Source organism: Campylobacterota bacterium, assembly GCA_020633995.1.
Taxonomy (GTDB): domain Bacteria; phylum Babelota; class Babeliae; order Babelales; family RVW-14; genus JACKCO01.
The window spans coordinates 342,715-356,534 of the sequence record JACKCO010000004.1; the positions used below are offsets into that span (position 1 = coordinate 342,715).

The 13,820-nt window shown below is 45.7% G+C and carries 6 protein-coding genes; 2 read left to right on the forward strand and 4 right to left on the reverse strand.

All coding sequences use genetic code 11. The features are described from left to right. Positions 1-8: 8 nt before the first annotated feature. The 4 genes from H6679_04590 to H6679_04605 form a co-directional block, all read right to left on the reverse strand. On the reverse strand, positions 9-3,752 hold the full coding sequence (locus tag H6679_04590; protein ID MCB9493523.1) for a hypothetical protein: 3,744 nt from the start codon (positions 3,750-3,752) through the stop codon (positions 9-11). 181 nt (positions 3,753-3,933) lie between these two features. Beyond that, positions 3,934-5,589 (reverse strand): hypothetical protein, encoded by a 1,656-nt coding sequence (locus H6679_04595; GenBank protein ID MCB9493524.1) that lies wholly within the window; start codon positions 5,587-5,589, stop codon positions 3,934-3,936. A gap of 1,019 nt (positions 5,590-6,608) precedes the next feature. Next, positions 6,609-7,712, reverse strand: a complete 1,104-nt coding sequence (locus tag H6679_04600) for a hypothetical protein (GenBank protein MCB9493525.1) — start codon at positions 7,710-7,712, stop codon at positions 6,609-6,611. A 523-nt stretch (positions 7,713-8,235) separates the two neighbouring features. Next, the gene (locus tag H6679_04605) at positions 8,236-9,942 is read right to left on the reverse strand and encodes a hypothetical protein (protein MCB9493526.1); all 1,707 of its coding nucleotides are present in this window, start codon (positions 9,940-9,942) and stop codon (positions 8,236-8,238) included. Positions 9,943-10,416: 474 nt separating this feature from the next. Between H6679_04605 and H6679_04610 the strand changes: the two genes are divergently transcribed. Beyond that, the gene (locus H6679_04610; protein ID MCB9493527.1) at positions 10,417-11,256 is read left to right on the forward strand and encodes an undecaprenyl-diphosphate phosphatase; all 840 of its coding nucleotides are present in this window, start codon (positions 10,417-10,419) and stop codon (positions 11,254-11,256) included. A gap of 84 nt (positions 11,257-11,340) precedes the next feature. After that, the gene (locus H6679_04615) at positions 11,341-13,782 is read left to right on the forward strand and encodes a DNA translocase FtsK (protein ID MCB9493528.1); all 2,442 of its coding nucleotides are present in this window, start codon (positions 11,341-11,343) and stop codon (positions 13,780-13,782) included. Positions 13,783-13,820 lie beyond the last annotated feature (38 nt).

Genomic DNA, 13,820 nt, shown 5'->3' on the forward strand with positions numbered 1-13,820 from the left:
TGGCAATTCTATGCGATGACTTGTAATTGTGTGCCAATTTTTTCAAGGTACATTCCTCTCTTCTTTTCATTAGTACCTGCTGTTGGAAACTTTTCTTTTATTTTTTTGCCCAAATCATCTATTTTTTTTCCAATGTCTGCTGCATTTCCATTATTAAGGATAACATAATGATCTTTGATTGCTTCATCGAAATCAGTTTTTTTGTTATAGATATCATCTTTATTTTTACCTATAGCAGTATTGAATTTCTCACATATTTCTTTCCCAAGATCATCTAGAGTAGCATTATTGGCAGCGTCAACATCAAAGGCGGTAATGTCAAGGGACAGAGCAATATTATTAATTTGGGTTAAAGTACCTACGGGGTCTGCTTTGAACACAAGCACGGTGTTAGTAGCGCCGCCGCCGCCGCCTCCGCCGCCGCCACCAGCGCCACCAGCGCCTCCGCCTCCGCCAGCGCCGCCTCCGCCGCCGCCGCCTCCGCCGCCAGCGCCTTTAGCAGGTAGAGTTCCAACTGCTGCAATGGCTGCATCGATGCCGCCTAAGTCAAGGCCAAGGATGGTATTGATAGCTGTTGCCTTAGCTTTGGTTATAGCAGTGTTAAGTGCCTCAATGTCTGTTTTGTCAAAATCTGCATCGGCTGCTCCAGGATTTGCTTTATTTGCAGTAAACCAGTCACTTAGGCTAGTAGCACCATCACTGGCTGTTTTGTTGGCAGCATTGATCACATCGTTAAACGCATTGAGTGCTGCACTAAGTGAACCATCACTAAATGGTGGGGCCTGTAGTGCATTGGTTATTGGTTGAAGTGCTGGATTAAGTCCTGAAAGATCTTTGTTGCCTAACTCTGTAATGAGTGCTGTAACTTTGCCACCAAGTGCTGCAGGATCATTGTTCAACAGATTAAGTGCTTGTCGTTGTTTTATAGCGTCTGCTCCTAAGATTGCTTGCGCATCTGCGCTTACAGCCAAGTCTTTCAGTGCAGTGTGTACTGCAGTTCTTGTCTTAGCTAGTTTAGCTATTTTTGCTTTGGCGTTTGCTACCAATTTGTCTGCAACGGTTTTGGCAAAGGTTTGCTTTGTTGGATCAACTGCTGCATTCAGTCCGTTAAAGCCTGTTATGCTTGCGTAATGGGCAAGTGCTATATTTGCATCAGCTGCCTTGCCATAGACGTCAGTAATAATTTCTGCTTTTTGTGTATCGATGTAGTTTTCATACGCTGTTTTGCTTGTTGGGACAGCGGCAATGCTGGTATCATATTCTGTTTTTACCTCAGCATTGGTACCAGCTTTGACTGCTGCTAGTTTGGTATCAAAGTTTTTGATGATATCTGTGTGACCATTGCCATCGATGAGTGACTTTTCGATGTGTGCGTTCATAATGTTTTTGAGAATGTCTTCGGTAGCTGCTGCGTCTGCACTGTCTTTGATTGCTTGTATGAACGCTGCGTTTGGATAAATATCATGGCCAGCGATATCAGTGTCATCTGCAGGATTTTTGTAAAATCCGTATAGTGCTTCAATTGCGGCATGTTGTGTTGCTACAGAAGCGTTTTTGCAATTAGCTTCGGTTGGATTTTTGCTTACTTGTGCCAAGTCATGAAGTGCTTGAACAAGTGGATCGGTTAAGCGTGCGCTTAAGTCGCTGTAAGCAGGCAGTGCGTTAGTGACAATGTTAGCGTCGTCTTGGTGATGCCATGACATGGCGCTGAGTGCTTCTAAGATATTTTTTTGTGGATCAGAAGCTGTTCCAAGCCAGGCTCTAAATGTTGCAGTCATTGTCGCCCACCAACCTGAACCGGATGTGCCAAGTCTTTTATTGCTGATTTCAAACAAAATCGCATCACGTAAAGAGCTTGTTGGCGCGGTGTCACTAACGATGTCTTTTAAGCGCTTGACGACTTGTTTTGAAGTGTTGGCGTCTGCAAGATTGAAAATGTTGTCATACAAGTTGTAGTTGTTGAAAAGCTGGCTTGTCCACTTAGCACGGTTTGGTGCACCTGCAATGGTGAGTGTATGGTAGTCTTCAGCGGCTTTTTGAACGGTATTGATATTCAGCTTCAAGATATTGTTTGTGAAGTAGGTAAAAACTTCTTGTTTAGATTTACCCATGACATTTGGGTTTGTACCACTTAAGTCAACTTTAGCTCCTACCACCCCTGGTGTTGGGTAATTGTACAGCAGGCTGTCAAGGGTTTTTGTCATGGCAGGGCTTTTTGCTGCTTCAAATGTTGTTCCTGGAGCGTCGTAGGCATCTGCCAACGCGAAGTGCTTGTGGTGTTGGTGCTCCATGAGTTTATCAACAATGGTTTCAAGAGAGTTTTTGACTGTTGCTGCTTCAAACTTATTTGCCGCGAATGCACCTTCAAAATTACCTAGTTTGCCAGTATTAGCAGTGCGGGCGTCCTTGACTTTTTTAAAAGCGAGGAGAAGGTCGAGGTGTTTTTTAGTGGTTGGTTCGTCTGTTGCCGCTGCAACTGGCCCAGGAGCAAGTGGTATTGCTTGGTTAACAAAAGTAGTGAGTAGACTTGCAGGAGCTGCGTTATTCGCTATGTTAGTAACGCAACTGATTGCGTCATCATTTGCCAGAACTTCTAGCATGTTGTTTGCTTCACCTGCTAGACCATGGGTTCCAGACGCATGAATATTTTTTATATCAGCATGATGTGCTTTAACAATTTTGACGAGTGCTGATGCGTCAGCATCGGCTTTGAAGGTTGCAGCAACGTGGAAAGGGCTTTTGTTAAATTCATGCAGGACGTCGTTGTTTATAGCTTCAGCAGCAACCTCTCTCAACGCAGCTAGTGTTGCATCTTTGACTGCGGCAGCATCTGTCTCATCTGGTGCAGCGGCTATAATTTTTCCAAAAATTTCATTAGCAAAACCCTTGGTGTCTTTCATTAATTCTGTAATATCTGTATGAGCGGCTTTTAGTGCATCATCAGCGCCAGCCTTGAAAAATTTCTTAGATTCTTTCTGGTCAGCTGTTGTTAGATCAGCTTTGATTGCAGTCCACAATGCATCTTTTGCTGCAGCGCCTGTTGGTGCTGGTGGAGATGCGATTGGTGCGAGCTTGGTAGCAATTTGGGCTACCAGTGGTGCAGCTCCGGTAACACTGCTTACGTTTGGATTGATAGATGAAATGAGTTTAGGGTTAGTGTGCGCGAGGAATTTAGTTGCGTCGGCTGATTTTTGTGTATCGCGTCGTACGCCATCACTTTTGAATGAGTCAGGTGCGAGTAATTTTTTTGAAAGCCTTTCCAGCGCTTGTTGAAACTGAGTGTATGCTGTTAACACTTTTTGAGCATCTGCTTGTGAGGGTGAGGTGTTAATGAAGTCATCCATTTCGCTGGCGATTGTATCGATACGAGCATTAATTTTACCTGCCCAGCTGTTTGAGTATGGATTTGCAGCTGTTGGCGTGAAATTAATACTCGTCAGTGGCAGGCCAGCACCACTAGCGCTCTTGTACTTTTTAATGATATTATTTTCGGCCGTTGCATCGTCGATGCCGGCAAGCATCCCATCGATAGCGGTGACTGTATCGAGTAGTTCTGTTTCGATGTCATCCGCACCTTTTTTATCGATATCTGTTGCTGTTTTCTCAAGGCGTGCATCAGCGTCCTTGCATAATTTGCTAATTATTCCAAAGTTCCACGCCGCGGCTAATGGACTGAATGAGCATAGACTGATGAGCAACGTCAGAAATGTTGCGATTGTCGCGTAGCGTGCTCTTACTCCTGTTTGCTTCATTATGTAACTCCCCCGTATTATTTGAGATTATGTATTGTTAATTCTACCAAACTTATACATTGTACTATTATCATGGTAGTAATTAATAATTCAAATAGTCAAGTCTTTTATTTGTTTTTTACATATAAAAAGCGGGGATTAAGAACATTCCCCGCTTTTTTGCCTGTTACTACGTTATAATTTAAAATGCAAAGCCCATTTTGCCCCAAACGGTGTAGCGCTCAAGGTCAGCATTTGATGAGGCAAATTCATATGACGCACCAATGGCAACACTTGAATGGAGGCCGCACATGCTGAACACATAACCCAGCGAGCCACCAAGGGTGTGGGTGAACAGAGCCGGTGTTCTGGCTGCTTCAACATCCAGGACATCACGGTTGATCATCAGTTCTACAGCGTCTTCTTCTAATGGGTTGATTGTTAGAAAACCTGGAATAGCTTTAGGCAGGGCATACTTGTCATCTTCCCAGTGCTTGAGCCAAACAGACTCTTTGTCTTTCCAGAACATATTGTAACCAGCATCAACCACAAAACCTCCTGAACAAAATGAAAGTGATGCAAGCGCGTCAAACAAGCTGCCTGGTTTTACACGCAGGTCGGTGGTTAGCACATTAGCAGCTGGAAAGAGTGGAGTGCCTGCTGGTGCATTAAGCTTGCCGATAGCAAAATAATGGCTGAATGGCATGCATTTGAGTGACAGGGTACGAGTTTCAGTTTTTTCAGCTAAGTAGCGGTAGTTAGCAACTAAGTGACCATCTACGCGGCCATTTTTGTTGTGCCATAGGCGGCCACTAACCTCAACGTTGGCATTAAAGCTGATGTGGCGACCGTTACCATAAATTGGCTCAAACAGATATTCGCCACGTACTTTGTTACCTGTTGGCGCGGTGATACCAGCGCTGATAAAGACGTGTGCATTTTCTTTATGCACAACTTTGTAGCCCAGCATGAGGTCTATGTCGGCAACACCCAGCGCGCTGCGGCGGCAATCAATTTTTGCATGAGTGAGCGGGCAGAGCATTTCTCTGTTTTCAGGATCTCCAGAGGCATCAAGAGCTGGGTCGACATTGCGTACACGGCCAGCAAAAAAGTCATGAGCACTCCACTCGTTGAGTGGTAGCTGTGTGAATTTTGCTTTTTGTTCTGGTAGGTCGCAACTGTCATCACATGGGCAGTCAGTGTCAACTGGGCAGGCTGGTGTTGGGCACGCTACCGGACATGGGTCGCAGCTGTCGGTTTTGCATGCGCCTTTTACATTCTTGCCGGTGCGAGCACGCATACTGGTGGCAACGTGCACGAGCGGCATGCTCATTTTAAAATAGAGCCCGGTAAATGGATGCATAATGTCTTGCATCAAATCAAGACGAACACCGTAGCTTTCGTGTTGTGGTTTCCAGGTGAGTGTTGTGCGAAGTTCTTGGCTCGTTGGTGCAAAGGGGTTGGTTGGTATAATGCGACGATCGTCAATTTCAGCACCTTCTGCTGGGGTAATAGTAGCTGCTGCACCATCGGGATCTACGATAGTTCTCGTGTTGTCAAAGCGAATGCTGTTTGTTTTTTTGCAGCGATCGATGTTGCATTTTTCAATGCCAAAATATCCTCCCGTTTCACGGGTATTTTGTGATTGCTTGTAAAATGGTGTGATTTGAAATTTGGTGTGATGCGAATCTTTTTTATGCGTGTGTTTGTGCCACGTGAAGTATTCAGTCATGAGGTCATTGATGTCGGGGCGCGTTGCCATGTATGTTTTGCCGGTATGGTCATCGCTGCCTGCAAAAAGTGTGCCCGCACACATAACTGCAACCAAAAGCGCATGTACAAAAGATCTATGCGTCATTGTCTTTCTCCTTTTCCCATCTACAAGGTCTTAAACCTTTACCTTTCTCTTCTACACATGATCAGCAGGGCATGTTTGTCGATGGGTGCATCATGTTAAAACAAACCACGCCGCACGCTGTTTCTTGTTTTGAGTTAAGCGTAGACCACAACAGGGAAAAGAATCAAGAATTTTGTCACATGTTTTTAATTTTTTTTAGAAGCGTTATGGTTGCGGTATTTTGCGGGGTTTGGTTTTGTTTTTTTGGATGTGTTTTTATGAGTTATGAGATTTTCGACCCCCACTTTCGTGAGGGCTGTCGGGGATGATCCCCTGATCAAGTCAGAGGATATGCAAATCTACCTCGTCACCCTGGACTCCGATCCAGGGTCCATTTCTAAAGAATAAACGCATCGTACATAACATATGAGTGTCACAATGGATACCGGCTCGTATCCCCTTGTCAAGCAAGAGGACAGGGCCCGGTATGACGAGTGCGAGAGGCTATAATTTTTTTGAGTCATCTCGGCCTTGTTGTTAACTCAAGAAACAACAAAAAAGGAGTCATCCCCGAGTCCCATCGGGGATCTAGATTTTAATCAATGTTAAATAACACATGAGATAGATCTTGCCAGTTGGGATTCGTTGATTCTATGAGCTCCATTTTCCAGCTTCGGTTCCACTTCTTCAAGCGTTTCTCAGATACTGATAGTGTAACAAAAAATAATGGTGTAACAATTAAACAAGATCCCCGATGGGACTCGGGGATGACCCCTTTTTTATTGGATTTAACTTTACAACAATACTTTAATTAGGGTGACGACATCTTGAATCAGGGTGATGACATCTGTTATTGCTGCGTGGCGAAAATATCTCTCGGAGAATTAAAGAATTGCAACCGACAAGATTGCACACAATAAAAAAGTTGTCATTCCCGACAGCCCTCACGAAAGTGGGGGTCGAAAATCTAAAAAATTGAAACAGGTACAAAGAAATGAGGTCCCCAATAGATCCCCTGAATCCAGAAATTTGTAACTTCCTTAGTCACCTTCAGGCATTGACTCTTCGGCTGGCTCTTGTTCGGTTGCTGGTTCTTCTTCCACCTCCGGCTCTGCTTGTTCTGCTTCTTCTACCTCTGGTTCTGCTTGCTCCTGTTGCTGGCCAGCAGGCGTTTCTTCTTCTGCTTCAGCTGCTGGTTGAGCCGGTTGGCTAGTATCAAGGCCAAGCGATTGGCCAGCAAGTGGTTGCGTGCTTTCTATTGGTGTTTCTTCATACACTGCTTCCGGTTCTGGTTCGTAGGCAACGCCAGTGACCTGGCCACGTCGGTTCATGTAGCGATCATAATTTCTGGTGTTGAGTTGCTCTCGAGCTGCTTTGCGGCGTTCGCGACGGTCTTGTGAGCTTGCTCGTGCACGAGCAGGGCGTTGTGTAGGCGTTGCTTGTTGCAGGTAGCGTTGTAGACGAGCTTGGTTTGGAGCGGTTTGCATTGAGCGTGGTGGCACACCTGCGTAGGTACGCTTACGCTCTTGTGAGCGTGTTGCGCGCATGCCAATGTGTGTGACTGAATGAGGGCGACTCGGATCTTTTCGTACGTTTTGGGCGCGTGGGTTGATGCGGCGTCCTCCAACACGGTAGTCTGCCCGCCTGCCAGCTCCACCTCTGCGTCTGCCGCCACGCTTACCCGTTCTGCTTGAGCGTTGCGAGCGTGTGCTGCGCAGCATGCGGCGTTGTGTTGAGCGTGCTTTGCTCCCACGAACTTGTCGGCCGCGCTGTCCACCACGACGACGCTCAAGCGCTGCCTGCGTTTGCTGTCCTGGCCTGCGGCCGCGTGAGGCGCGTTGCGTGCGTGCACGGCGTGGCGCACCCTGTGAGCGCAATGAGCGAAGATGAACGGCACGGTCAGGATCAGGCTCTGGTCCTGCTTGAGCATCTTGCGCCGCCTGGTCATCTTGTTCATATTCATCTACTACGTATTCGTCTTCATACTCGTATTCATCATCGGCATCATACCCTTGCTCGTCAATCACGTCACTTTCAGGCATTTGTTGGTCAGATTCTTGTTCGGCTGCAAAAAGCGGCCGTGTTGTGTGAGCAATACCTGCACAAAGCAGACAGAGCACGAGTAGATATTTTGCCTTGTTCATTTATTTTCCCCCCGGAAAAGTTTTTGTCTGGGACCTAATCCTGCTTAGCATACCATGCGCATGAGGCGAATCTGAAGAGTTTGATAAAAAAGGCAGGTTCTGGATCCCGCCTATGCGGGAACGGTTCCCTGGGCAAGCCAGAGGACAGGCTTGGTGATGAGCCACTACTGTACAAAGCGCTGTTTGTAAAATCATATGCAATTGAGTAGGAGTCATTCCCGACGCCGATCGGGAATCTGGGTAAAAGAGAGCTACTGGTTTGTAGCATGTTTGTGTTTGTAAAATTTTATATGAAGGGCAGGTTCTGGATTCCCGCCTACGCGGGAACGACGAGTGTTGGGTTGTTAGGCAGATACAAGATCAAGATGGCTGCTCTTGGAAAGTTAGGCTACAAAAAACTACGTCTTCCCCGACTTGATCGGGGATCCAGAACTTGAAGTATTCCTTTCAAGAAAAAAAGCCATAAAAAAAGCCGGCGCATAGGCACCGGCTTTTTTTATCAACTAAGTTAAAGAGGCGTCAATTAAAATGATACGCCAACTTTACCCCAGATACCCCAGTTGTCGTAGTTGCTGTTGCTTGAAGCCCATTCATACTGACCACCAAGACCCATCATCAATGGATATTCCCATTCATGGAAGAAGTAACCAAGGCCACCGTAGATTTTGTTGCTAAACTGTGATGGTGTTTCTGCTACGCGTGTGTTGACGTTGCTTGAAGTAAGTTCAAGTGGTGTGCCGTCAGATTTTCTTTCTGCTTGGTTGTCTTTGCTGAAGCCGTTTGTTTGATCGATTTCAGCATTACGAGCGACCAAGTGCCAACCTTTAGGGAATCCGTCGCAACCGCATTTGAGTTTGACTGACTCTTGTTCACGGTAGTAGAGTGTGTAACCAAAGTCAAATACAAAACCGCAGTTGGTGTATGACAAGCCAAAGAGTGCGTTCACTTGGCTGCCAGGGGTTACATCAACGCCAAGGCAGGTTGACACGTTAGCAAATGGTGTTAAGCATTTGTCACCATCTTTTGCAACAAGGTACCATGGGCTGCATGGGCGGCCAGGGCACTCAATGCCAAGCGCACGGTTTTCACAGCTTTCAAACAGGTAGCGATATTTAACCGCGATATCAAGTTTGAGGTTGTGCTTGTGATCATCGCCCCATAGTTTGAACCATGATTTGAAATCAAAACCAACACCAAAGTGGTTACCGTTACCTTGTACGCTTTCAAACAACCATCTGCCATCTGGGTCGTTACCCGTTGGGATGGTGATTGCAAACGCAAGGGCTGCACGGTAGTCATCTTTGTAGAGGAAGTGATAGCCAAGGCCTAAGTCGATGTCTGAAACGCCGGTTTCATCATCTGGACCTTTGCAACCGCAACGGTCGATGCGCAGTTTGCAGAGTTCTTTTTGGCAGTTTGTGTCAGCAGTACCAACTTTGTTGTCTACTTTTGCACCGCTGTAGTAGTTTTCAAGTTGTTTTTTGAGTGTTTCGTCGTCACTCTGTACAAACATGTTCATTTTATGTTCAACATGTTCAATAGTCATGTTGCCATAAAAGTACAAGCCTTTAAGGAGTTTATCCAAACTTTGGTAGTAGTCAAAGCGTGCACCATAACGTTCTGCGTCTGGGTTTGTGCAAATTTTTGCTGTTTTATCATTAGTAGTTGAGAGTTGCTTGTTGTGATCGTGAACGATGTAGCGCCAGTCAACCGTGTCAACAGCTGATTTTGCAGCTGGAGTTGACGCCGTTGTTCCGTCGCTGGTACCATCACGCTTAACTATAGAGCCAACATCTTCTGTTTTAAATTCACAGCAGGTGCCGCATTTTGTTTTGCAGCCGGTGTTGCATTTGCATGGGTCGCAGTTGCAAGTGCCACAGCAGCTTGGATCTCTGGTGATTTCACTTCTAGTGCAGCAGCTTGAGCAGGTGCCGCAGGTGCCTGTTGAGCAGCTTGTGTCACATTTGGTGTCACATGCTTTTCCACAGCAGCTGAAGTATGTGCCGAGTTCACTGCTTGATGATGAGTCCATCCAAAATGGAACTACTTGAAAATTCGCGCCAAATTTATCTTCGGCGTGTCTGTCAATCATGCGTGCGAACGTGGTGTATTCCATGGCCAAGTTGACATTACTTGGACGTGGCATTAAGAAGGTTTTATTGTTATGAGCGAAAACCGATGCTGAGCTAACGGTCAGCAATGCGGCTAAGAGGGCTTTTATTTTATTCATTCGTATACCCCACAAATTATAACGTTTAACTTGTGACCTTAAAGTACCATGCACTAAAATTTTTTATACAATTTTAATTGCTTGCAAAAATAATCATGAAAATATTTGTATCGTTTTCTGCACGACCTCCTTTCCACTCAAAATGTATTCGGCACACATTGACCCTACCTAATTTACAAGGAGCTCGTTGACTTGATCAATGCGTCACCATCGCGTACATTTTCCACACTGCTTGACTTAATGAGACCAGTCAAGCGTAACGAATGTTGTTCAAGATATCAAGTCTTTTTTGTCCTCGCGTTTTTCACTTCACACTACGTTTTGAAAATTATACAAATCTCTGTAAAGTTAAATTTATATAAAAAGGTTGGACGGATGCAATACTTTTTACACAAAATTTTTTTTTGCATAAAAAAACGACGGAAAAGTAAGAAAACTTTTTTTGTTTAAAAGATTGACTGAAAGCGGGACGGTATGAATGACGTGTGTGTTGTAATGCTTGTGCAAATGATAACTGAAATGTTACCAATCAGTAGTTCTGGTCATGTTATGCTTGTGTTGCACATGTTTGCGCGGTTGCATCAGCAAGCGGTTGTATTGCCTGAGTTGCTTGATGATTGTGCACACGTGAGTGCGTTGTTTGTCTATGTTATTTTTTTTCTGTGGTTGTATGCCGCGCTTATCAAGCGTGTTATTTTTTTTATGCTTACTCGTGCAAGTTGTGCCAGGCTTGCACGCATTATTGTCCATGCTGCACTTGTTGTTGGCATTGCCGATGGTGTGACGGTTGTTTGTTACGGCGTGCGTAGTGTGTTGAAAAAAAATGTACCACTCTACACGAGTGTGTGCGCACACCCGTTGAGTTTGGCGCTTGGTTTTGCGCTGACAATGCTGGTGTTATTTTCGTTGCGTTGGCAAAAAAATGAAGCGCGTACAACGCGTATGACCTACTCTGGTGCACTGCAGCTTGGCCTTGTGCAAAGTGTTAGTTTGCTGTGGCCGGGGCTGTCACGTTTTGCATTTGTGTACACATTTTTGCGAGCATATGGGCTGCGGCGTGATCGTGCTTTTACGTGTACGTTTTTAGTCTTTTTGCCATTGGTAACTGCCGTTGCAGCGCGTGGTGTGCATGGCGGTGCGTTTGCAGCGATGCATGCGGTTGGGATGAGCAACATGTTGTTTGTCTTGACAACCTGTCTGGCTGCAGGGATCTTTTTTGTAGTTTGGCAGATGGTGCAAACCAAACGGTTGTGGTATTGTGCCTGGTACATGCTCGTGCCGTTGCTGAGCACATGTGTGTTGCTGATGTTCTGAAGTATTGAAAAAGTGAAAAACGACGATGTATACTCGAAGCATATGAAACAGCGTTATAAAAAAAGTGTTCGGGGGGAGAGGAACATGAATGTAAAAGGAATGCGTTTGTCGCTGAAACAAAATGGTGTGTTAGCGTGGTCGTATCAACGTGAGATTGTTGGTGCACTGTTGGCAGCACTGCTCATGTTTTGTTTGCTTGCCTGTCTTTCATATAATGGTGCGGACAACTCGCTTTTGCATTACATCAGTGGGCATGTGCAGGTCAATAACTGGTGTGGTAGCGTGGGCGCGCATGTTGCAGCGCTCTTTTTTTATGCCTTTGGCTTGTGTGCGTATGTAGCACTCGTCTTTTTGGCATTGCTTGCCGCGCGGTTATTGCAGGGAGCACAGTTATCACGTGAAGGTGTGCGTGTGCTTGCAAGTATTTTTTCCTTAGTTGTTTCTTGTGCAGTGGTTTCACACATTGCACTTTCTTTTCAGTATCAATGGAGCGGTGGATTTATTGGCAACAGTCTCATGCAGGTGCTCCACCCAATTTTTGGTTATGGTGGGTGCAGTGTGTTGTTGTTGTGTGCAGTATGGACAAGCGCGTGTGTGTTGTTGCGGTACCCGTTAATGCCAAGCCTGCTTGCATTGTTTGAAACCATCTATGTTGGACTGTGCATGGTTGCCAGCTCACTGGTGTTTGCCGTGCTCAGTGTATGGCGGGCTGCCGTGTGGGTAACGGGCCAGTGTTTACAGCTGTGGGTGTGGCCACTGCAAGTTCATCTTAACAACGATGAGCTGCGAGCTTTTTCTGCGCAGCACCAAGCGGCGGTAAAAATTGATGACGATCAGGAATCTCGTGCGGCTATGTTTGATTTTTTTGGTTCAACACAACAGGCGCCAGCCTCGAGACAATCTTTTCAAGAGCAACCGTGCTATGACGAGCAAAGCGAGCAAAGTGGTGAACGCTTTGCTCAAAAAACGTGTTACAACACAGGGCACGAATATCGCCTGCTGGGAACAACAATTACCATGCTGCCTAACACGCGCATTGCATGCAATTTGTTTGCTCCGCTGCTTATGCTTGAGGGTAAAAGCGTGGTGCAGCGTCTACAGTATTTATTGCGCGTTGCCGGTTCAATTGTGACCGAGCTGCCGCATCTTTCGTTGCTTGCGCAAAACGATTCAGACAAGGCACACGAAGTTATGCACGAAGCTACCAACCGTGCGCAAAAGCTTGAGGAAAAGTTAGCCTACTTTGGCGTAAAGGGTAAAGTAAGCGCCATCAAGCCTGGCCCATTGATCACCCTGTTTGAATATGAGCCAGAAATTGATAGTAAAATTAGTAGGATTACCGCACTTGAAGACGACCTTGCTATGGCACTTTCTGCCAGCAGCATCAGAACGATTGCTCCAATTCTTGGCAAAAACGCGGTAGGTTTTGAAATTGCAAACTATGTGCGTGAGCAGGTGTTTGTTTCAGAAATTTTTAGTACTCCCGAGTTTGCCAATGCTCGTGAGGAAATGGCATTGCCGCTTGCGCTTGGTGTTGATGTGGTTGGCGGGCCAGTGATTGAAGATTTGGTGAGCATGCCGCATTTACTCATTGGTGGGGCAACCGGTGCTGGTAAGTCGGTTGGGCTGCACGTCATTTTAAATAGCATGCTGTTTACACGTTCACCGCAAGAGCTACGTTTGGTCCTGATTGACCCCAAGCGCCTTGAGTTTTCATTGTATGCGGACATCCCGCATTTGTTATTTCCGATTGTGACGCATCCATCACGTGCGACGCAAACGTTGAAGTGGATTGTGCAAGAAATGGAGCTTCGTTATCAAACGATGGCAGAGTGTGGTGTGCGTAATATGTTAGAATATCAAGCACTGTCAGCTAAAAGTCCACAAACCTATTCGCCAATGCATTATATTGTGGTGGTTATTGATGAGCTTGCCGATTTAATGATGGTTGCGGGTAAGGAAGTTGAGATACTGATTGCGCGCATTGCACAAATGGCACGTGCATCGGGCATTCATATGATTGTTGCAACGCAGCGTCCATCAGTTGATGTTGTAACGGGTATCATTAAGGTTAACTTTCCAAGTCGCATTGCATTTCGTGTTTCAAGTAAGGTTGATTCGCGCGTTATTATTGATGGGCAGGGTGCTGAAAAGTTGTTAGGGCGTGGTGATATGTTGTATATGCATCCATCTACGTCTGGTATTAAACGTGTTCATGGTGCATACATTTCTGAAAAAGAAATTGAATCGGTCAACAACTTTTGGAAAGAGCAACAAAGTGTACAGTATTTAAACCTGCATGAGGTACTTAAAGCTGATGAGAGCGCCGCCTCTTCTGGTGAGTGTGATGAAATATATGAGCAGGTGCTTGAGTTTATCAAGTCGCAAGATGAAATATCAATTTCAAGGTTGCAACGCCAGTTTGGTATTGGTTTTAACCGTTCTGCGCGCATTATTGAACAACTTGAAGCGGATGGCATTATTGCACCAAGTCAGGGAGGTAAACCGCGTAAGGTTATTCGCTAGGCTTGACATCAGCGTGCTGAATTCATATCTTTTTCGTT